Annotated in this window: 17 protein-coding genes and 1 tRNA gene; 1 reads left to right on the top strand and 17 read right to left on the bottom strand. The window is 59.1% G+C overall.

Going from position 1 to position 20,855, the window contains the following annotated elements:
• Positions 1–483 precede the first annotated feature (483 nt).
• From rplT to recJ, 9 genes are all read right to left on the bottom strand, one after another.
• Complete coding sequence (gene rplT, locus AAAV44_RS07575) at positions 484–843, bottom strand: 50S ribosomal protein L20 (protein ID WP_006234421.1); 360 nt, start codon at positions 841–843, stop codon at positions 484–486.
• 46 nt (positions 844–889) lie between these two features.
• Positions 890–1,081, bottom strand: coding sequence for a 50S ribosomal protein L35 (gene rpmI / locus AAAV44_RS07570; protein WP_006234422.1), 192 nt, complete (start codon positions 1,079–1,081; stop codon positions 890–892).
• Positions 1,082–1,113: 32 nt separating this feature from the next.
• The gene (gene infC, locus AAAV44_RS07565; RefSeq protein WP_006234423.1) at positions 1,114–1,683 is read right to left on the bottom strand and encodes a translation initiation factor IF-3; all 570 of its coding nucleotides are present in this window, start codon (positions 1,681–1,683) and stop codon (positions 1,114–1,116) included.
• Between the two features lie 432 nt (positions 1,684–2,115).
• Positions 2,116–2,202 (bottom strand) — tRNA-Leu (locus tag AAAV44_RS07560).
• Between the two features lie 39 nt (positions 2,203–2,241).
• Positions 2,242–3,675, bottom strand: coding sequence for a transglutaminase-like domain-containing protein (locus AAAV44_RS07555; protein WP_349115233.1), 1,434 nt, complete (start codon positions 3,673–3,675; stop codon positions 2,242–2,244).
• Between the two features lie 250 nt (positions 3,676–3,925).
• Complete coding sequence (fba, locus tag AAAV44_RS07550; protein WP_035137086.1) at positions 3,926–4,792, bottom strand: class II fructose-1,6-bisphosphate aldolase; 867 nt, start codon at positions 4,790–4,792, stop codon at positions 3,926–3,928.
• Between the two features lie 195 nt (positions 4,793–4,987).
• Positions 4,988–5,671 (bottom strand): MBL fold metallo-hydrolase, encoded by a 684-nt coding sequence (locus AAAV44_RS07545; RefSeq protein ID WP_349115232.1) that lies wholly within the window; start codon positions 5,669–5,671, stop codon positions 4,988–4,990.
• An 84-nt stretch (positions 5,672–5,755) separates the two neighbouring features.
• Positions 5,756–8,116 (bottom strand): bifunctional (p)ppGpp synthetase/guanosine-3',5'-bis(diphosphate) 3'-pyrophosphohydrolase, encoded by a 2,361-nt coding sequence (locus AAAV44_RS07540; RefSeq protein ID WP_349115231.1) that lies wholly within the window; start codon positions 8,114–8,116, stop codon positions 5,756–5,758.
• Between the two features lie 15 nt (positions 8,117–8,131).
• Positions 8,132–11,419 carry a single-stranded-DNA-specific exonuclease RecJ gene (gene recJ / locus AAAV44_RS07535; RefSeq protein ID WP_349115230.1) on the bottom strand — a complete coding sequence of 1,096 codons (3,288 nt, stop codon included), beginning with the start codon at positions 11,417–11,419 and terminating at the stop codon, positions 8,132–8,134.
• Between the two features lie 275 nt (positions 11,420–11,694).
• On the opposite strand from recJ, the gene AAAV44_RS07530 reads away from it, so the two are divergent.
• Positions 11,695–12,693 (top strand): bile acid:sodium symporter family protein, encoded by a 999-nt coding sequence (locus AAAV44_RS07530; RefSeq protein ID WP_349115229.1) that lies wholly within the window; start codon positions 11,695–11,697, stop codon positions 12,691–12,693.
• A gap of 27 nt (positions 12,694–12,720) precedes the next feature.
• Here the strand turns inward: AAAV44_RS07530 and AAAV44_RS07525 are convergent, their stop codons facing one another.
• From AAAV44_RS07525 to AAAV44_RS07490, 8 genes are all read right to left on the bottom strand, one after another.
• On the bottom strand, positions 12,721–13,521 hold the full coding sequence (locus AAAV44_RS07525) for a DUF4931 domain-containing protein (RefSeq protein ID WP_349115228.1): 801 nt from the start codon (positions 13,519–13,521) through the stop codon (positions 12,721–12,723).
• A 3-nt stretch (positions 13,522–13,524) separates the two neighbouring features.
• Positions 13,525–14,202, bottom strand: coding sequence for a copper homeostasis protein CutC (locus AAAV44_RS07520; RefSeq protein ID WP_349115227.1), 678 nt, complete (start codon positions 14,200–14,202; stop codon positions 13,525–13,527).
• A 175-nt stretch (positions 14,203–14,377) separates the two neighbouring features.
• Positions 14,378–15,079: an ABC transporter ATP-binding protein gene (locus AAAV44_RS07515; RefSeq protein WP_035137222.1), complete on the bottom strand. Its 702-nt coding sequence runs from the start codon at positions 15,077–15,079 to the stop codon at positions 14,378–14,380.
• A gap of 12 nt (positions 15,080–15,091) precedes the next feature.
• Positions 15,092–15,952, bottom strand: coding sequence for an ABC transporter ATP-binding protein (locus AAAV44_RS07510; protein WP_055310550.1), 861 nt, complete (start codon positions 15,950–15,952; stop codon positions 15,092–15,094).
• On the bottom strand, positions 15,942–17,021 hold the full coding sequence (locus tag AAAV44_RS07505; protein WP_349115226.1) for a branched-chain amino acid ABC transporter permease: 1,080 nt from the start codon (positions 17,019–17,021) through the stop codon (positions 15,942–15,944). The genes AAAV44_RS07510 and AAAV44_RS07505 overlap by 11 nt, the downstream gene beginning before the upstream one ends.
• A 9-nt stretch (positions 17,022–17,030) precedes the next feature.
• Positions 17,031–17,912, bottom strand: a complete 882-nt coding sequence (locus tag AAAV44_RS07500; protein ID WP_099432746.1) for a branched-chain amino acid ABC transporter permease — start codon at positions 17,910–17,912, stop codon at positions 17,031–17,033.
• Between the two features lie 139 nt (positions 17,913–18,051).
• A complete protein-coding gene (locus AAAV44_RS07495; protein ID WP_349115225.1) occupies positions 18,052–19,239 on the bottom strand; it encodes an ABC transporter substrate-binding protein in 1,188 nt (395 codons plus the stop codon).
• 269 nt (positions 19,240–19,508) lie between these two features.
• Entirely contained in the window at positions 19,509–20,675 is a 1,167-nt protein-coding gene (locus tag AAAV44_RS07490) for an ABC transporter substrate-binding protein (protein ID WP_349115224.1), read from the bottom strand.
• Between the last annotated feature and the right edge of the window lie 180 nt (positions 20,676–20,855).

Here is a 20,855-nt window from a genome sequence, read left to right as displayed (position 1 = left end):
CCGTTCGATTCATATGGTTTTAGTATAGGAAAAGGAATTTCTCGGGGCCGCCTCTCGGCGGCCTTGCGAAAAACAAATCCAAGTTAGACCATTTCAAATGGTTCGATGTCTGCCCGGATGCGACACTTGAAGTGTCCATCCTCGCAGTATCCGGTTCTCAAGGTGCACGCCTGCGCTGGTTCCCGGTTGCACCGGGCCGCGCGGCAAGGAGATATATTGCCAGACCGGAGGGCCCCCGCGGGACGTCAATTCCACTCTTCACAAGTCCTACATAATACATTGCTTCCTATATAAGTCATAGAAAGGCTGGTGCAGAAATACTGCACGTATCAGATGATGACCCTTCGGTTAAGAGATATATAAAGATCGGTCACCTGTAAGTGTCTATCTACCCGCGCTTTTGCTATATAAACCAGCGCTTCAGATAAAAAGAGGGAGCGCCGCGCACAACGCGACACTCCCCTAGCGATTCAAGAGAATCTATTAGGCCTCGAGAGCCTTCTTGGCGATGGTAGCCAGCTCGTTGAAGGACTCGATGTCCTCGTAAGCCATCTGAGCCAAGACCTTGCGGTCGAGCTCGATGCCGGCAACCTTCAGGCCGTGCATGAACTGAGAGTAAGAGATGTCGTTCAGGCGAGCAGCAGCGTTGATACGGGTGATCCAGAGAGAACGGATCTCGCGCTTCTTGTTGCGGCGATCACGATACTGATACTGCAGGGAGTGCTGGACCTGCTCTTTAGCATGCTTGTAAGTACGCGAAGCGGCACCGTAGTAACCCTTCGCACGATGCATAACGGTACGGCGCTTCTTCTTGGCGGCAACAGCGCGCTTAATACGTGCCATGTTCTATCAACTCCTAGACGGTAAAACGAAAAACGGGAACGCGAACTTAGGCGAGACGCGACTTGATGACCTTGCGGTCGGCAGCGGCGATCTCGGTCTCCTGACGGAAGCCACGCTTACGCTTGGTGGACTTCTTGCTCAGGATGTGGCTCTTGAAAGCCTTGGCGCGCATAAGCTTGCCGGTACCAGTCTTGCGGAAACGCTTCTTGGTGCCGCTGTGGGACTTCATCTTAGGCATGAAATACTCCTTAATCGGTTACAGAACACTAGTTACTTGGTATCGCTTGCCGCTTTATCCTCATCGAAGGCGCCCTTAATCGGGGCGAGCAGCATAAGCATGTTACGGCCTTCCATCTTAGGCTTGGACTCGACCGTAGCGTAAGGCTTGAGATCCTCGGCGAGACGCTCGAGAACGTTAAGGCCCTGCTCCGGGTGAGCCATCTCACGGCCGCGGAACATGATGGTGATCTTAACGCGTGCGCCCTTCTTGAGGAAACGCAGAACGTGGCCCTTCTTGGTCTCGTAGTCGCCAACGTCGATCTTGGGTCGGAACTTCATTTCCTTGACCTCGACCTTGGACTGGTTCTTACGAGCAGCCTTGGCCTTCATGGCCTGCTGGTACTTGAACTTACCGTAGTCCATGACCTTGCAGACCGGCGGCTCCGCGTTGGGAGCGATCTCGACTAGGTCGAGACCCTGATCGTCGGCGACGCGCTGGGCATCGCGGATGGCGAACAGGCCGAGCTGAGAGCCATCGACGCCAATCAAACGGCACGAAGATGCAGTGATCTCGTCGTTGATGCGGGTGTCATCAGACTTAGCTATTTTCCCTACCTCCATTCATAAAAAAATAACCCGGCGCTTCTCAGCAACCAGGTCGTACACATAGAGTTCCTCGACTTGAGGAAGGGAATCTAAGTTGTATGACCAGTCAGCTGCTCATTGGCGCCAAAAGGTGGGAACCCTCGGGTTCCTCTTTAGGGCATTGCGGGAACAACGCCTTGCGAATAATAACACGTACAGCGCGTTATCACATTACGTACACGAAAAAGGGGGCCGCAACCCCCTTGAACGTTCACTTGCATGTATGGTGCCCGAGGCGAGACTCGAAGGGCCTTCGCTTCGCGAAGCCCCGGGCTTCGGACGCGCGGCGCCCTCGCCACGCGCCGCTACAAACAGGCCGCAGGCCTGTTTGCTTAACGCTTCGCGCGCTCACGCGAGTTCGGCACGAAAAAGGGGGCCGCAACCCCCTTGAACGCTCACTTGCATGTATGGTGCCCGAGGCGAGACTCGAACTCGCACGTTGTTGCCAACGGTGGATTTTGAGTCCACTGCGTCTGCCAATTCCGCCACTCGGGCACGTAATGCGTGAGTTAGTTTATCACAGCTTTCTACCGATTAGTCCGAAAATGGAACTTCGAGCATTTCGATGAGTTCGACTGTGCGGAGCATCTCGCGCTGACGGCATCCGCGACCGTCGACCGAAGCCTCACCCATCTGGTTATCGTAAGGGTCCTCGCGCATGCCGTCGAAAGAGGGCTCAAACTCTGCCTGGAATCGATTGTTGGCCACCATACGCCACGGGTCGAGATTGCCAAAGTAGTGACGGCGGCGCCACTCCTCCCCCATCCTGCGAGCAGAAGATCCAAATGACACGTCGGCGTTGAGCCAACCGGTCTGCGGCGTATAGAACTCTGCCCAGTCGTGCGACCCCACCGAATTGGGCGCAACGTACAGGCCGCTCTGCCAACGGGCAGGCACGCCCGCGATACGGCACATGGTGATAAACGTGAGCGCCATAACTCCGCAATCGCCGCGGAGCGAATGCGCGCAGTCATCGGCAATAGATCCCAAAAGCAAGTACGGCGGCTGATAGCGATAGTCGATATGTTGCGTCAGATAATCATAGATAGCACGAGCGCGATCGAGCGGATCCTCGAGTCCGTCAACAACACCGGCCGTCAGCTGCTGCAGATACGGCGTGAATGCAATGTGCGGACGGTCCTCAGAAATATCTTCGGGCAACGGCGCGTCCATACACGGATGCGACGGAAGCGCACCCCCATAAATATCGCGATAAGCGGCATTGATTTGATAGCGATAAGTCACCGAGAATGAGCGCTCACTCGAAGAAGACCACGAGGCGGTACGCGCCGAAGCGTTCGCGGGAGCAACAGCACCCTCCGGCGTCATGTCGAGAATCTCGACCTGAGACTGTTGGCGGCAGGTGGCGGCTACGGGAAGCCAAGCGCGAACGGTCTCCCCCTCTAGAGCGCCGGGGACAGACAAGGACGCCTTAAGCGTAATAACGCGAGTCAATCCGTTTTGTGACTCCATCTCCTTGAGCATCTCGTTGCGCAGTGCAATTCCGTCCGTAGGATCGGGACGCATGCCGGGAACCTCTTTGGGATATACGCGAAGCGAATCGAGGAAGTTGTCGAGAACGAACAGCTCGCCATCGATAAAGCGCCAGTCAATACGCTTACGGTCAATCAGATCGTCAAACTGCTCCTCGGTAAACCCAGGCCACTCCTCGCGGATCATCGCAATAGCTCGATCGCGCGACACCGAAAAATGAAGCGGCGTCTCAAGCATGCGATACCGCTCGGCACGAACGCAGGCAGCCAGCGAAGGCTCAGGGTTCTGCTCCAAAAGGCGATCGCAGGCGGCAACAGCCTGCGTCAAATACCCGGCATCCTTAAGACGAAGAATCTCAGGCGGTAGCCCAATATCGAGATGGCGAAAGTCATCGCAGCAAACATCAACAGAGCAACCAACAGGACCCTCGTCAATAACCTTCCCATCCGAAGGCAACACATTAACAACAGCCATACCAAACTCCAAGTCATTAGAACGCTTGAAGTCCATTGTAGCGAGATAAAAAGAAAGCCCCAACAAGGGAGCCATCAACACCGCCGAACGGTAGTCAAAAAAAGAATTCAGCCCAGTAACCCTGCGGCGTTAAACGAAGGAAGCCCCGTCTCCCGGAACTGTTTCCTTGGCGCGACTTCTGGCGAAGCCAGGTGAGCGCAAAGGAAACAGCGTAGGGAGACGGGGCTTCCGGTGGGAAGTTTAGCGACGCTTACGCCTTGTTGACGGAGCCAAACTCCTCCATGAGCTCCTTGGTGCGGGCAACGATGTTGTCGCGACCAGGCTTGAGGAGCTTGCGGGGGTCAAAGCCCTTGCCCTGCTGATCCTTGCCGGCCTCGATGTACTCGCGAACGCCCTTGGCAAAGACGAGCTGCAGATCGGTGTTGACGTTGATCTTGGAGATACCCAGGGAGATGGCCTTCTTGATCTGATCCTCGGGGATGCCGGTGCCACCGTGCAGGACGAGGGGCAAGTCGCCGGTCTGAGCCTTGATCTCGCCCAGGCGCTCGAAGGAAAGGCCAGCCCAGTCGGCAGGGTACACGCCGTGGATGTTGCCGATACCGCAGGCGAGGAAGTCGACGCCCAGGTCAGCAATCTGCTTGCACTCAGCAGGATCAGCGAGCTCGCCGCTGGAGGTTACGCCGTCCTCGGTGCCGCCGATGCCGCCGACCTCGGCCTCGATGGACATGCCCTTGGAGTGGGCAAGCTCAACGAGCTCCTTGGTGCGGTCGAGGTTAAGCTGGAAGGTCTCCTCGTGAGAGCCGTCATACATGATGGACGTGAAGCCGGCCTCGATGCACTTGAAGCAGTCCTCGTAAGAACCGTGATCGAGGTGAAGGGCGACGGGAACGGTAACGCCCGTGGCCTCGACGGCAGCCTTGACCATGTCGGCGCAGACCTTGAAACCGCCCATCCACTTAGCGGCACCAGCGGTGCACTGAAGGATCAGCGGAGACTTGGCCTCCTCGGCGGCCTGGAGAATAGCCAGGGTCCACTCGAGGTTGTTGGTGTTGAAGGCACCGAGACCGTACTTGCCGGCCTCGGCCTTCTTGAGCATGTCTGCTGCGTTGACGAGCATAAAAGAAACCTCCTGTAAGGTTGCTCCGATAACGCCTGAGATTTTACCACGGCGCACCCGAGCATAAACGTTCGTTTGTTCACGAATATCGTCCAAACAGACTTTTTTGACCGTTTGCCCTACGAAATTGACCCGTTGGGGAAAAATAGCTTGACGTTTGGACGCTTCTCGTGCTTCAAAAAGCCGACTATTAAGCTACACCTGCATGAAAGGGTTCTGCATGAGCTCGCGTGCCATGGTGGTCGAATCGCCATGGCCGGTTAGGCAAACGGTATCGGGCGGGAGAAGCCGGGCGAGCTTGGAGAGCGAGCGCAGAATCGCCGCCTCGTCTCCTCCAGAAAGATCGGTGCGGCCGTGCCCACCCGGAAACAGGGTGTCGCCCACAAAGGCAATGTTCCCCTGCTCGGTGGCGGCAAACAAGACGATTCCGCCCGGCGTATGCCCTGGTGCCTCGATCACCTGCAGGCAGATATCGCCCACCTCGAGAGTATCGCCCTCGGCGAGCAGGCGCGTCGGCTCCCCAGGGTCGGGCGTCTCAATGCCCCACATAGCTCGCTGTTCCTCGATGTTCGCATGCGGCACCGCCACATCCTTAGCACACAGCTCATACTGACAACCCTCGCCAACGGTGGTTCGCACGCCGGCAACACCACCAACATGATCGGCATGGCCATGAGTGCATACGGCGCCAAGCATGCGTACGCCGGGATGCTTGGCTCGAATATGCTCCACCAGGCGCTCGCCTTCCCATGCGGGGTCGACAATCACGCACTCATTGTCCGAAATAACAGCATAGCTATTGGTCTGAATGGGACCGTTTACGAGTGTCTCGATCTCGACCGTTCCCTTGGGAGTTACATCCAAGGACACAGCACTCATGTCCCTCTCCTCTCTATAGAACTCGAGGCATCAAACGATGCCTCGAGTGTAGCGAATATCGATAATGTGGCACGTTCGTCGCGACTAAACGCGGCGCTTAAGTTGGGCTCCACCCTCGCCGGGCATCAGGCGGCGCGCGTCGTAGACCGAGTCAACGCTGCTGATAGAGGCCAGCAGCGGATCCAGGCCACTCGCGTCCGAGATCTCGACCATAAAGCGCAGGGTTGCAATACCCTCGCGGTTGGTCGAGGTGGCGGCAGAAAGGATATTGCCGCCCGCATCGCCAATGGCAATGGTGACATCCTTGAGCAGACCCATGCGGTCCAGGCACTCGACCACGATCTCGACCTGGAAGAGGGTGTCGGCAGCGCCGTCCCACTCCACTTCGATCATGCGCTCGGGGTGCTCCATGAGGCCCTTGACGTTGGGGCAGTTGGCGCGATGCACTGAGACACCTCGGCCACGCGTGATGAAGCCGACGATATCGTCGCCCGTCACGGGGTTGCAGCAATGAGCCAGACGGACCAGCAGGCCACTGTTGCTCTCGCCCTTAACGATAATGCCGTTACTTGCGCTCTTGCCACGCTTTTGCGGCTTGCGGTTGGAGCCGCGGGCCGGCTGTTTCACGACCTCGGCGATAGCCTCGGCCTTGGTGAGCTGTTCCTCGGGCTTGGGGTCCAAGATTTGCTCAACCTTATTACCCACAGCGCGCGGGGCAACCTTGCCGGCGCCGGCGGCGGCAAACAGGTCCTCGAGCTGCTTGAAGTTAAACTGCTCCGCCACGGCGTTGAGCGCACGCGTGGAGCGCGGCGTAGAAATGCCATAGCCACGCTTACGCAGGTCCTTGGCCAGGATATCGCGGCCGGCGGCAGCGTCGTCGTCCTTGGTCGCAGCGGCAAAATAGCGGCGGATCTTTGACTTGGCGGAAGGTGTCTTAACGATCTTGAGCCAATCACGCGACGGCTTGGAACTCTTATTAGTCAGGATCTCGACACGGTCACCCGTCTTAATCTCGTGCGTGAGCGGAGCCACCGCACCGTTGATTTTGGCGCCGACGCAATGGTTTCCCACCTCGGTGTGAACGGCATAGGCAAAGTCGAGCGGCGTGGAGCCGGCACGAAGAGCCATGACCTCGCCCTTGGGCGTAAAGACGAAGATCTCCTGATCGAACAGATCGACCTTCAGCGAGTGCAGGTATTCCTTGGCATCGGTGATCTCGTCGGAAGCCGCCCAATCGAGCGAATGCTTGAGCCAGTTGATCTGGTCGTCCAAACGTTGAGCGTCATTGGTCTTGGAAGCAGACGATCCGCCCGACTTCTTATATAGCCAGTGGGCGGCAATGCCGTACTCGGCCTGCTCATGCATCTCGTAGGTTCGAATCTGAATCTCGAGCGGACGAGCCGTGGGGCCGATGACCGTCGTGTGGAGCGACTGGTAGTTATTGACCTTGGGCATGGCGATATAGTCTTTAAAGCGACCAGGCATGGGGTGCCACAGCGTATGTACCGCACCGAGCGTGGAGTAGCAATCGCGCACCGAATGGGTAATAACGCGCAGCGCCACCAGGTCGTAGATCTCGGAGAACTCCTTGCCCTTGCGCTTCATCTTTTGATAGATGGACCAATAGTGCTTGGAGCGGCCGTTGATCTGGAAGTCCTCCAGACCAATGCGGTTGAGCTCATCGGTAAGCGTCTTGATGGTCTCGGCCAGATAGCGCTCGCGGACCTCGCGCGACTCCGCCACCATGCGCGCGATGCGCTGGTAGGCGTCGGGTTCAAGGTAGAAGAAGGACAGGTCCTCGAGCTCCCATTTAATGGAGCTCATGCCCAGACGGTCGGCCAGGGGTGCATACACGTCCATGGTCTCGCGAGCCTTAAACAGGCGACGATCCTCGCGCAGGGCTGCAAGGGTGCGCATGTTGTGCAGACGGTCGGCAAGCTTAACGATGATGACGCGGATGTCCTTGGACATGGCGAGGAACATCTTGCGCAGCGTGAGGGCCTGTTTCTCGTCCATGCTGTCGACTTCGATGTTGGTGAGCTTGGTCACGCCATCGACGAGCTCGGCCACCGTATCGCCAAACAGGCCGGAAACATCGGCAAGCGAAGTCTCGGTATCCTCGACGGTATCGTGCAGCAGCGCGGCGCACACCACGTCACAGTCCATCTTGAGATCGGCCAGAATGATGGCCACCTCGACGGGATGGTTAATGTACATCTCGCCCGAGCGCCGTTTTTGGTTGCAATGCTTCTCGGCAGCAAAGCAGTAGGCCTGCTCAACCTTAGAAAAGTCGTCCTCATTCATATATTTGAGGCACAGACGCTCCAGCTTGTCGTAGCTGTCCGCCATAATCTCGGGCGGCAGCTCATCGGCATGCTTATAGTGCTCCATCTCCGAAAACGGCTGGAGGGTGGAATCATGGGCGGTACGGGCTGCGGCATCCATCGAGGTCCCCTTCCCCTAGGCCCGCGGTACGATCGGGCGGTTAACTTTGGCTAGCATATCAGAAGCGCACGAATCGAGCGCCCAGCTCCGGAAAGCCGAGAACTCCATGCGCGAGCGCAAGCCCTCCAAATAGCGAATTGACCTGCTCAATTGCACGCGGCCGGGGTTTTCGGCCATCGCGATGCGACGGGTGTCGTCAAACCCCGAAACGCGACAGAAACCAAGCTCTTCGAAGATTCCCAGGCCACTTGCCACCGAACGCTCGTCGACCGGGGTGCGGGCATCGATGGCAAGGCACATCTGCGCGATGTCGATATCGCTCGCACTAAAGGAATCGTCCCCCGTCTTGCCGCGGTTGGAGCGCCACATGGTCTGCAGCGCGCGATAGAGCGTGACGAGCTCGTCGCGCTCGGGCGCATAGCAGTCGAGCAGGCGCTCGTTAATGCGGGCGTCACGCGACGAATAGAGCAGATGGATCACGGCGGGCTGGCCATCGCGACCGGCGCGGCCGCTCATCTGGTTAAACTCAATGCCGCCAAACGGCATGTGATAGAGCACGACATGGCGGATATCGGGCAGGTTGACGCCCTCGCCAAAGGCAGATGTCGAGACGATGCAGCTGAGGCTGCCGTCTCGGAATGCTTCCTCCACGCGACGGCGATCGGAACGCGCAAGCCCCGCGTTATAGAACGCGATATGGGTTGCGCAATCGGGCACACGCTTGCGCAACGTCTTGGCGAGCGCCACGGACTGGTCGCGCGAATTGACGTAGATGACGGTCTTTTCCCCCGTCGCCACAATCGACACCAAACGGTTCTCGCGACTTGCAAGATCACGGTCGTCCTCGAGCTGCAGGTTCTCGCGCACCGTCTCGTCGACCACCGTGCGAGTGATCGGCAGCATGCGGGCAAGCTCGGCCACGACCGGAGCCGTCGCGGTGGCCGTCGCAGCCATAACGACCGGGTCGCCCAGGGCTTTGAGGATATCGGGCATGTCGAGATAGGCGCTGCGGTCGCCGCCCTTGGCAAGACCGGCATGATGCGCCTCATCGATAACGACAAAGCCGATGCGGCCCGAACGCGCGAAGCGGTCACGGTGGATAGATAGGAACTCGGGCGTCGTGAGCACGATACCGGTGCGGCCCGAAGCTAGGCCGGCGAACACGTCATCGCGTGCGGCCTCCACGGTCTCGCCGGTCAGCACGCCAACGCCAATGCCGAGCGCGGCCATCGTCGACGAGAGGTGATAGGCCTGGTCGGCAACAAGCGCACGCAGCGGATAGACAAAGATGCTCGCACGTCCGCGAAGCACCGCCTCACGCGCGGCATGCACATGGAAGATGAGCGACTTGCCGCGGCCCGTTCCCATAACCGCCAAGACACTCTGGTGATCGGCCAAGGCGTCGAGCGCCTCGACCTGAGCGCGGTGCGGCTGGTTCGAGCCGATAAAGCTATGGATAAGCGAGCGCGTCAGCTCGGTATAAGAAAGCTGGGCAAGCGTCTCGCGCTTGCGCGACTCCAGGCGCAGATCGGAGTCCACCGGCTGCACGCCACGACGAAGCTCGCATGCCGGATCGTCGACGCTGGGCAGCGTGCTATCGCGGACCAGAACATCCTTGACCATGAGCTTGGGCTTCACACGACCCTGCCAATGCTCGGCAACGGCCTCGAACACCAAGTCGACGGCGCTGTCGCAATTGATAAGCCTGTCGATCTGCGGTACACGAAACATGATGGCCGGCACACTCGCAGCGCCATCCGTCGCCACGAAGCGCATATGCTCGCCGGTCTTACCCACCACGGCGCGATCACACATCGTCACGCCCTCGGCAGCCAGCAGCGGCACCTTATTACCCTGGCCAAACGGCTCAAGGCGGGAAATCTGCTCGATGGTCTCGATATTCAATTCGGAAAGGTCGACCGTGGCGGCAACCTCGTCGGTGTCCTCAAAGTCCTCGGCGGGAAGCTCGGACAACACGGCGGAAAGGCGACGGCGGAACTCATCGAGCTTGGATGCCTCGATGGTCACACCCACCGCACCAGCATGTCCGCCGCGACGAATCATCAGGTCGGAACAGCGCTCGATGGCGTCAAACAGGTTAACTTTGCCCACCGAGCGACCAGAGCCGCGCGCGATACCGTCCTCGATCGAGAACAGCAGCGCCGGCACGTGGTAGCGGTTGGTCAGACGGCTTGCCACGATGCCCTTGACGCCCTCGTGCCAGCCTTCGCCGCCCACGACGATCACGCGTCCACCGTCATAGGTCTCCTCGACCTTTGCCATGGCATCGCGCGTGAGCTCCGCCTCGATCTCACGGCGCTGGCGGTTGATTTCCTCGAGCTCAGCCGCCAGTGCGCTTGCTTCGATGGGATCGCGGGCAAGCAGCAGGTCGAGCGCCAGCTTGGGATCAGCCATGCGACCGGCAGCGTTTAAGCGGGGAATGAGCGAGAATGACAGGCCATCCGCCGTAATGCTCGAAAGGTCCGCCTTGGCGAGCGCGGCAAGCGCGATATAGCCCGGGCGAGCGGTTACGCGCATCTGCTGGATGCCCTCGGCAACCAGCGCGCGGTTCTCGGGCGTGAGCGGCATCATGTCGGACACGGTGCCCAGCGCCGCGACCTCGATTAGCGAACGCCAATACGACGGCTTGCCCAGACGTTCGCCCAGGACTTGCGCCAACTTGAGTGCCACGCCGGCACCGGCAAGCTCACGCGAAGGACCATCGTCATCGAGCTTAGGGTCGGTCAGGGGTACGCCCTGCGGCACCTGATCGGAGGGCTCGTGATGGTCCGTGACCACCAAATCGATCCCCAGACTCTTCAGATAGGAAACCTCTTCCTTGGCGGCAATGCCGTTATCGACGGTCACGATCAGCTGGGGGCGAGCGAGCTCGTTAACGCGGTCGAGCGCCGCGCGCGAAAGACCGTAGCCCTCATCAAAGCGATGTGGAATAAACGGCGTGACATCGGCGCCAAACGTGCGCAGCGCCTCGGTCAACAGGCAGGTCGACGTAATACCGTCAACGTCAAAATCGCCAAAGACTGCAATGTGCTCGTGGTTGCGAATAGCACGCTCGACGCGGTCGGCAACGACCGACATGCCCGGGATAATGAGTGGGTCGGCCCAGTCGCGATCGAGCGAAGGCGTCAAAAACAATTGGCCTTCCTCGATGGATGTAATGCCGTGCGCAACCATAATGCGCGCCACCAGCCCGGGAATGCCCAGACCAGCCGAAAGCTCCTTTTCGAGCTCGGGGTTTTGCTGAGCGACCGCCCAGCGATGCGTCGTCTTAAGCGATGACATAGGCGCCCACCCCCGATAGGGGCAGGTCGCCGCGATACCTCTCACGGTTCATAGCGATGAGTCCTCTGTGCATGCCCGCTTCGGCAGGCAGATCTGTTGAACGGATTTATTATACCGTGCAGCGCGGACGCACAACATCCAGCACGCCGTGGTTTCGATAAACGAGGGCGGTAATAGCCTCGAAATAATCGAGCGTTTCAGCTACACGGACGCATGCGAGCGTCTAGCATATCCATTCAAAACGGATTCACGAGCAAAGGGAGTCACAAGAGCATATGAAGCAATGGGTTGGACTGGGCAAATTTCTCGCAGGACATATGCAGGTCATCGTTCCGATTTGCGTGGCGCTCGGCGTGCTCTTTCCTCAGCAGATCGGCGTTCTCAAGCCCATCGTTCCCACCCTGTTTGCCTTTATGACGTTCCAAGGCGCGCTCAGCAACACCTTCCACCAGGTGGCTGAGGTGTTCCACCGTCCCCTGCATCTGATTTTGGCGTTATTTGTCTCGGCGGCGCTTATTCCCATCGCGGCCTATGCCATGGGATCGTTGTTCTTTGGTTCCAACCCCAACCTTGTCTGCGGCATCGTGCTCGAGTACAGCGTACCCGTGGCAGTCACTGCCTTTATGTGGATCAGCATGTTCGGCGGCAACGGCCCGCTCGCGCTCACCATCATCCTGACGTCCTCGGTTATATCGCCCGTGACGATTCCGCTCACGCTCAAGCTCCTGTTGGGCGCCACCGTCGCAATCGATGTTCCGAGCATGATGCAGAACATGGCCTTTATGATTGCCATCCCCGCCGTGCTCGGCATCGTGATCAACGAGCTCACGCACGGCTGGGGACACGAGAAACTCTCCCCCGCGCTCTCGCCCGCCTGCAAATTTATGATGATGGGCGTCATCGCGTCCAACTCCACCGCCATGAGCGAGTACGTGCTACACATGAACGCGGTGCGCCTGGAAGTCGCCCTCTTTATTCTGGTGTTCGCCATCAGCGGTTTTGTCGTGGGCATTCTGGTCGCCCGCGCGCTGCATCTGCCATATAGCGAAACGACCACCATGTGCTTTACCTGCGGCATGCGCAATATCTCTTCGGGCGCCGTCATCGCCACGCAATACTTTCCGGGCGAAGTTGTGTTTCCCGTCATGTGTGGAACGTTGTTTCAGCAGGTGCTCGCCTCGCTTATCGGGCACTTCTTTGAGCGTCTGACCGGCGAGGAGCGCGCCGCCCAGCGCAAGCGCGTCGAGGCCGGCCGCGATGCAATGGCGCGCTAAACCGTCCGCAGTGTGCGGGCGCTCACTTTACGATGTGAGCGCCTCCAGATGTGCGCGGAGTCGCTCCGCATCGACATCGAGCGTGGTCTCAGCATTGACCTGAGCCAGCCGATACCCGACAAAGTAGGGCGAAACCACCCAACGCGGCAGCGCCTTGGCAATGGTCCGACCGTCCATGTGGTAGAAGAACAAGTTGTACGACTCTGCGCGACCACCATGGTGCTCGTTCAGGATATAGCGCAGAGCTACCTGAATCGCATCGGCGAAGAGGTCCGTCTCGGCTTGGTCTCTCGTGTCATCGCTGGCGGCGATTCCCTGCGGGGCTGAAACGTTGACCTCAAAGAACCCCATGATCGGTTCGGTTGAGATGTCGACCGAGATTCTCCCCTGTTGCCAGACACTGATGCCTTCAAAGTTGGCTGAGGTCAGCGCCGCATAGCCGTCCTCCTGTTCCAGGCCCACAATCTGCATGTGTGGATGGACGAGGCTGCCGCCCGAAAGTGGGCCTTTGTTCTTGTACATGAGCACACTGCGGTACTGCTGGGAATCGATCATCTGCTGCCAACAGCCCAGGGCAAACCGCATCACATGATGCAGCTCATCCGGTTCATAGGTCACCAGGTCGGCGTCGTGATTGGCAGACTCGATCAATACGGTCTGACGTGTGGCCCGCAAGGTCTTAAACTTATTCTCGAGCCAGATGCAGTCACCGTCGCGCCGGATGATATTGGCGAGTTCCTCGGTATCGCAAAAGGGGCACGCGGTGCCGGGACGACGATTGTCGTCGGGCTTACCGTTCGCCTGCTGAACGTCAAATACCAGCGCCACGGGTTATACCTCCAGCGGCACGATCTTGGTGCCATGGAGCTCGGAGACGCCTAGCGCCGCCGCGACCGCGTCGCGATTTGCCGTAGTGATGCCGCCGCCGGGAAGGATGGTCAAACGATCGCCCGCATACTCGATTAAACGAGTCAGGTGATCGAAATTATCCTCGATCGACGTACCGGCAGCGCCGCCATGCGTGAGGATGCGCGTAACGCCGCAGTCGGCAAGTGTATCAATCGCGTCGAGCTGAGCCTCGGGCGAGAGCTGATCAAACGCCATGTGGAAGGTGATGTCGATGGGCTCACGCTTACATTCCTCGGTCGCGCAGCCCGCGGCCATCACGAGGGCGCCCAACGTAAGCTCGTCGAGCGCCCATCCGCCAGCGCAGGGCTTGCAGCTGCCAAAGACCAAGCCGTCAACGCCGGCGCTTACGGCAAGGCCCAGGTCCATCTCCATCATGCGCAGCTCGTCTTGGTTGTAATGAAAGTCACCGCCGCGCGGGCGAATCATGCACATCACTCGCGCGTCATGCTCGTGAGCATAGCTGACTGTAGCGCTGATAACGCCGGCCGAGGGCGTGGTACCACCGACGGCAAGGTTATCGCACAGCTCGATGCGCCTTGCACCGGCCTCGATAGCCGCCGGCACCCGCTCAAAGTTCTCGGCACAAAACTCGTACACCATAGATAGACCCCCAAAGACAGCAGATGTTTTCCGACGGGCATTGTCACACATCCCCATGAAGTTGCGGTGGAATAGGGACTGTTTTGGCGTCTAGCGCCCCCATTTAGTCCCTATTTCACCGCAACTTAAAAGGGGGCGCTGACCGGGTTGGTCAGCGCCCCCTTTGTTGAATGGATTAACCGCCCAGATAGGCCTTGCGGACGTTATCGTCGTGCAGGAGCTCCTGTCCGGTGCCGGTCATGGTGATCTTGCCGGTCTCGAGCACGTAACCGCGCGTAGCAATCGAAAGCGCCATCTGCGCGTTTTGCTCGACCAGAAGTACCGTGGTACCGGCCTTGTGCAGGTCCTCGACAATCTGGAAGATCTGTTCGATCAGAATCGGTGCCAGACCCATGGAAGGTTCGTCGAGCATAAGCAGTTTGGGGTTACTCATAAGGGCGCGCCCCATAACGAGCATCTGCTGCTCGCCGCCCGAAAGGGTGCCGGCGACCTGGCGACGACGTTCCTTCAGGCGCGGGAACTGCTCGTAGACGCGCTCCAGGCCCGGAGCCACCGTGGACTTGGGCTGCGTATAGGCACCCATCTCCAGGTTCTCCTCGACCGTCATCTGCAAAAAGGCGCGACGACCCTCGGGAACCTGAGCCAGGCCCTTACCAACCAGCTTATCAGCGGGCGTATGAGTAATGTCCTCGCCCATAAACTTGATGGAACCGGTCTTGGAACGCAGCAGGCCCGAGACGGTCTTGAGCGTTGTGGACTTGCCGGCGCCGTTGGCGCCGATCAGGGCCACGATCTCGCCCTCGTTAACGTTAAAGGAGATGTCCTTAATGGCGTGGATGGCGCCGTACCAGACGTTGATGTTGTAGACGGAAAGCATCGGCTCTGCCATTTAGTTCTCTCCCTTATCCTGCTTGCCCAGATATGCCTCAATAACAGCGTCGTTGTTCTGGATTTCCTCTGCCGTGCCCTTGGCGATGACCTTACCAAAGTTGAGCACGCAGATGCCCTCGCAGATGTTCATAACGAGCGACATATCATGCTCGATAAGCATGATGGCGATGCCGAAGGTGTCGCGAATCTTGACGATGTTCTCCATGAGCTCCGCGGTCTCGGACGGGTTCATGCCGGCGGCAGGCTCGTCGAGCAGCAGTAGCTTGGGGTTGGTGGCAAGCGCGCGGACGATCTCCAGACGACGCTGAGCGCCGTAAGGCAGCGATCCGGCCTGCTCGTTTGCCAGATGCTCCATATCAAAGATGGACAGCAGCTCCATGGCGCGCTCGTGAGCAGCCTTCTCGTGCTTCCAATACGTCGGCAGGCGCAGCACGCCCTCAAAGCCGGAGTAACGCTCCTGGTTATGCAGGCCAACCTTGACGTTATCCTCCACCGTCATGGTGTTGAATAGGCGAATGTTCTGGAAGGTACGGGCAATACCCATGCGGTTGACCTGGTAGACCGACTTGCCCGAGGTGTCCTCGCCGTCGAGCAGGATGGTGCCATGCGTGGGCTGGTACACCTTGGTGAGCAGGTTGAAGACCGTGGTCTTGCCGGCGCCGTTGGGACCGATCAGACCGGCGATCTCGGTCTTGCCGATAGTCAGGCTAAAGTCGTCGACTGCCTTAAGGCCACCGAACTCAATGCCCAGGTGGATGCACTCGAGTGCAGGGCGCTCGCCCAGGTCACGATCGGGAACGATGGCGCCAGAAGGATACGGGACCATCTTGCCCTTCTTGAACTCAAATTTACTGGGCATCGGCTGCCACCTCCTTCTTGGAAGCAAAGCGGTCCTTGACGCGACCGAAGAACGCCTTGAGCTGCGGGTTGTTGGTAAAGATCATGACCAGGATCAACACGATGGCGTAGATGAGCATGCGGTAGTCCGAGAACTGACGAAGCAGCTCGGGAAGCACCGTGAGCAGCGCCGCCGCGATGACGGAGCCGCGCATATTGCCCAGACCGCCCAGGACCACGAACACCAGGATGAGAATGGACGTGTTGAAGTCGAACTTGGTGGCGGAGAGCTGCGAGAAGTTACCGCCGAAGAGGGCTCCGGCAGCACCGGCGAGGGCAGCGGAAACCACGAAGGCGATCATGCGGTACTCGGTGACGGAGATGCCTACGGACTCGGCTGCAATCTTGTTATCGCGCACGGCCATAATGGCACGGCCGGTACGGCTGCGAACCAGGTTGAGCACGATCACGAGTGCGACCATGACCAGGATGGCACCGGCGAGGAAGGTCGAGTACGTCGACACGCCCGAGGCGCCCTGGGCGCCCTTGATGATGGCGGTGCCGTCCTCGAGCAGGTGCAGGTCGTCGATCGTAGAGTTGCCCGTGATGTTAAAGATCACGTGCAGGCCGCGGGAGTCGACGCCCACAATGAGGCAGGTGACGATCTCTTTGATGATCTCGCCAAAGGCCAGCGTCACGATAGCCAGGTAATCGCCGCTCAGACGAAGGACCGGGATGCCAATCAAGAAGCCCAGGATGGCGGCAGCGATGGCGCCGACCACGATACTGATGATAAGGCGCAACGGATCGGAGGGAACGGCGCTCTCCAGCGCGACGGCGGTGACGATTCCCGTATAGGCGCCGACACTCATAAAGCCCGCGTGGCCCAGCGACAAGTCGCCCGCGATGCCGACGACGAGGTTAAGGGAAATGGCCATGACGATATAGGCCGTGATGGGAACCAGCTGACCGGCGATCATGCGCGGAATCATGTGGTTAGACTGCATAAAGAACACGATGGCGAAGGCCACGATGCACATGGCGTACGTGACAAAGTCGTGACGCGTCTGCTTGTCTTTAAGAAACTTCATAACGCTCACCTACACCTTCTCGGGGACGTACTTGCCCAAGAGGCCGGCAGGCTTGACGAGCAGGACGATGATCAGAACACCAAAGACGATGGAGTTGGCAAGGCTCGTGGAAATGTAGGCCTGCGCCATCGCCTCGATGATGCCGATGAGAATGCCACCGACAAAGGCGCCGGGGATGGAGCCGATGCCACCGAAGACGGCGGCGTCGAAGGCCTTGATGCCAGGCATGGCACCCGTCGTGGGCTGCAGCACCGGCGAGTAAGAGCACAGCAGCACGCCGGCGATGGCGGCAAGGGCGGAGCCGATGGCAAACGTCATCGAGATGGTGCGGTTGACGTTGATGCCCATGAGCTGAGCGGCGGCCTTGTCCTCGGACACGGCGCGCATGGCTTTGCCCATCTTGGTCTTACCTGTAAAGAACATCAGGCCGGCCATGATAACCAGGCAGGCGACGATGGTGACGAGCGAGACGGCGCTTACGTTGAACTTGGCCAAGAACTCCGGCACCTGGAAGGTGACGAGCGAAGTGAAGTTCTTAGGCGTGGCGCCCCACAGAAGCTGCGCGGCGTTCTGCAGGAAGTAAGACACGCCGATGGCCGTGATCAGAACGGCCAGAGGGCCTGCTTGGCGCAGCGGCTTATAGGCCAGACCCTCGATGAGAACACCAAGAACCGTGCAGACCACACAAGAGAGAACTACAGATGCCCAGCCCGGGAGGCCGAGATACGACGTGGCACAGAACGAGACATAGGCACCGACCATGATGACGTCGCCGTGAGCGAAGTTGAGCATCTTGGCGATACCGTAGACCATGGTGTAGCCCAACGCGATGATGGCGTAGACGCTGCCCATGGACAGGCCGTTGACCAGGTATTGGATAAAGACCGTCATGTTCCACATCCCCCTTTCGAATAGGTTTCCAGTTGATGTATGAAACAGGGACGTTACATCGTCCCTAGATACCAAGCAAGCAGGGAAGGCCAAAACCTCCCCTGCTTGGGATCAAAACCGCTCTATGTAAGGCGGCCTATTAGGCCTGTACGTACTTGCCGTCGGTAATGACGTACGCCGTCGGGTCCTTCTGGACCTGGCCCTTGTCGTTCCAGGAGAGCTTGCCAGTCAGACCGTCAACAGTAATGTTGCGCATAGCCTCGGGAAGCTTCTCGGCAACCTCGGTGGGATCGGCGTCGACACCCAGGCCGGCCTCCTTGAGAGCCTCGACCACCGCATGCACGCCGTCGTAGGCGTCGGCGGCAAACTGGTCGGGGGTATCGCCGTACTTATCTTTGTAAGCGTTGACGAAGTCGGCGTTCTTCTCGTCGTCGGCGGAGAACGGGGTCATGAGCAGCAGACCCTCGGCAAGAGAGGTGTCGAAGCCCTCAACGCCCAGGATGCCGTCCATGCCGTCGCAGCCCATCATCTTGACGTCGTAGCCCATGTCCTTGGCGTTCTTGAGCAGGACGGACGCCGGCGTGTAGTAGATCGGCGCAAAGATCATGGTGGCGCCTGCCTGCTTGGCCTTGGTCAGCTGGTTGGTAAAGCTCGTGGCGGAGTCGTCCTTAAAGGTCTCCTCGTCGACAATCTCGAGCTTGGACTTAGCGGCCTGGGCCTTAAAGGAATCTGCGATGCCCGAAGAATAGGCGTCGCCGGAGTTATAGAACAGCACGAACTTCTCGTCCGGATACTTCTGGGCCAGGAACTTGGCAGCGTTGACACCCTGGTTGGGGTCGGTAAAGCAAACCTGGAAGACGCAATCCTTGCCCTTGGTAACGTCCTCGGAAGACGCGGACGGGGTGATCATGAACGTCTCGGGGTCGTTACCGCACTCTGCGGCAACGGCGACCGACGCACCCGTGGTGGTCGGACCGACGAGGGCCTGCATGCCCCAGTCGAGCAGGGTGTTGAAGGCGTTGACGGCCTTCTCGCCATCGGCCTGGTCGTCCTCGGCCTTGCTGACAAGCGGCAGCTCCTTAGTCGAGAAATCCTTGCAGCCAAGCTCGACAGCCTGTGTAACGGACTTGCCGTAGGACGCGTTGGCGCCGGTCAGCGGGCCGATGGTGCCGATCTTAAACGAAGCGTCGCCCGACGCGGAACCGCTGTCGCCGCCGTTGGAGGAGCAGCCAGCTAGAATGGACATCGCCCCCAGACCTGCTGCGCTCGCGATAACGCTCCTGCGATTCATAACAGGGTTCAATGACTTACCGGTGAGGCTCGACATGCGGCTCTCCTCTCAAATCTCGTCGGGTTTCGGTTACCCGACAGGCCATCCTTCGCCGTGTTCGGCGTTCGCAAAATAGTAGACGCTTTAGTTGAGAAAAGTGGCGATTATTTCAACTTTTCTTTTGTTTTGCCCATTTATCCATAATTCTGCGTATTCCTGTCGGTTTATGCAGTTTAGCCACTTTATTGTGTGAAAGTAATGTTTCCGTTCTGTTACAGGCGTCCTTGCCCTGCATAAAACGGCCCCACCGGTCTCGTTATATGCACTTAGGCGGCGATGTACTTGCCGTCCTGGATTACATAAGCCGTAGCGGGCTTTTCGACCTGACCCTTGTCATTCCACGTCAGCTCGCCCGTCAGGCCCTCGATCTTGATCTTGCGCATGGCACGGGCAAGGTCGCCGGCAATGTCGGCGCCGTCGGCCGTAATGTCGATGCCCGCTTTGTCGATGGCCTCGGCGATGGCGTGGACGCAATCGTAGGCGTCGGCGGCAAACTGGTTGGGCGTCTCGTCGTAGGCATCCTTATAGGCCTTGACGAAGTCGGCATTCTTCTCATCGTCAGCCGAAAACGGGGTCATGAGCAGTACGCCCTCGGCAAGAGAGGTATCGAAGCCTTCCACAGAAAGCAGGCCGTCCATGCCGTCGGTACCCATGAGGGTCATGTCGTAGCCCATGTCCTTGGCGTTCTTGAGCAAAACGGACGCCGGCGTGTAGTAGATCGGCGCAAAGATGAGCGTGGCGCCGGACTCCTTGGCCTTGGTGAGCTGGTTGGTAAAGCTCGTGGAAGAGTCGTCCTTAAAGGTCTCGGTATCGACGATGTCGAGCTTGGACGCCTTGGCCTGCTCGGCAAAAGCGTCGGCAACGCCCGAGCTATACGTATCGCCGGAGTTGTAGAACAGGGCGATCTTGGCATCCGCGTACTTCTCGGCCAAGAACTTTGCGGCGCTGGCGCCCATGGTGGGATCGGTGAAGCAAACCTGGAAAACCGTGGTCTTGTCCTTGGTGACGTCGAGCGACGAGGCCGAAGGCGTGACCATAAGCATGTCGTCGGCAATCTCGCCCGAGACGGCAACGGCGGCACCAGTCGTGACGGGGCCGACGAGAGCCTGCATGCCCCAGTCGCACAGGGTATTGAAGGCGTTGATGGCCTTCTCGCCGTCAGCGACGTCATCCTCGGACTTAAGCGAGAGCTTGAGGTCCTTGGTCGAGAAATCCTTGGCGGCGAGCTTGGCACCCTTCTCGGCCGAGACACCATAGGTTGCCGCGGCGCCGGTCAAAGGGCCGATGACACCGATCTTGAAGGTCTTGCCGTCATCGGCGGAGCCGCCGTCCGAGCCACCCGACGAGCAACCAGCGAGTGCTGCGGTGCTACCGAGCGCCGCAGCGCCGGCGAGAAAGTTCCTACGGCTGAGCGTGCTGTTGATGTTGAACATGGTGTCCCCCTTTTTTTCGCTGGCCGCAGCGCGGCCGTCTTGCGGTACGGGGCAAACCTTATGGCGCAAACGTTGACAGTTTGTTACGGAGTTCCGTTTGTAGCGAGCATGTTTCCAATGTTTCCGCAGCGTTTCGGGGGTGCCGTTTTGTGCGACTCCTGTTGCCTGGCGAGCACGCGC

The sequence above is a fragment of the Collinsella sp. CLA-AP-H1 genome, assembly GCF_040092945.1.
In the GTDB taxonomy this organism is placed as follows: Bacteria; Actinomycetota; Coriobacteriia; order Coriobacteriales; family Coriobacteriaceae; genus Collinsella.
Note: the sequence above shows the minus strand (reverse complement) of the source record. Positions and strands in the feature narration are given on the sequence as shown.

Coding starts and splice junctions, on each gene's coding strand:
- rplT (WP_006234421.1), bottom strand. CDS start 843: ATGGCACGTATTAAGCGCGCTGTTGCCGCCAAGAAGAAGCGCCGTACC.
- rpmI (WP_006234422.1), bottom strand. CDS start 1,081: ATGCCTAAGATGAAGTCCCACAGCGGCACCAAGAAGCGTTTCCGCAAG.
- infC (WP_006234423.1), bottom strand. CDS start 1,683: ATGGAGGTAGGGAAAATAGCTAAGTCTGATGACACCCGCATCAACGAC.
- AAAV44_RS07555 (WP_349115233.1), bottom strand. CDS start 3,675: ATGGCTGTTGTTAATGTGTTGCCTTCGGATGGGAAGGTTATTGACGAG.
- fba (WP_035137086.1), bottom strand. CDS start 4,792: ATGCTCGTCAACGCAGCAGACATGCTCAAGAAGGCCGAGGCCGGCAAG.
- AAAV44_RS07545 (WP_349115232.1), bottom strand. CDS start 5,671: ATGAGTGCTGTGTCCTTGGATGTAACTCCCAAGGGAACGGTCGAGATC.
- AAAV44_RS07540 (WP_349115231.1), bottom strand. CDS start 8,116: ATGGATGCCGCAGCCCGTACCGCCCATGATTCCACCCTCCAGCCGTTT.
- recJ (WP_349115230.1), bottom strand. CDS start 11,419: ATGTCATCGCTTAAGACGACGCATCGCTGGGCGGTCGCTCAGCAAAAC.
- AAAV44_RS07530 (WP_349115229.1), top strand. CDS start 11,695: ATGAAGCAATGGGTTGGACTGGGCAAATTTCTCGCAGGACATATGCAG.
- AAAV44_RS07520 (WP_349115227.1), bottom strand. CDS start 14,202: ATGGTGTACGAGTTTTGTGCCGAGAACTTTGAGCGGGTGCCGGCGGCT.
- AAAV44_RS07515 (WP_035137222.1), bottom strand. CDS start 15,079: ATGCTTTCCGTCTACAACATCAACGTCTGGTACGGCGCCATCCACGCC.
- AAAV44_RS07510 (WP_055310550.1), bottom strand. CDS start 15,952: ATGCCCAGTAAATTTGAGTTCAAGAAGGGCAAGATGGTCCCGTATCCT.
- AAAV44_RS07505 (WP_349115226.1), bottom strand. CDS start 17,021: ATGAAGTTTCTTAAAGACAAGCAGACGCGTCACGACTTTGTCACGTAC.
- AAAV44_RS07500 (WP_099432746.1), bottom strand. CDS start 17,912: ATGACGGTCTTTATCCAATACCTGGTCAACGGCCTGTCCATGGGCAGC.
- AAAV44_RS07495 (WP_349115225.1), bottom strand. CDS start 19,239: ATGTCGAGCCTCACCGGTAAGTCATTGAACCCTGTTATGAATCGCAGG.
- AAAV44_RS07490 (WP_349115224.1), bottom strand. CDS start 20,675: ATGTTCAACATCAACAGCACGCTCAGCCGTAGGAACTTTCTCGCCGGC.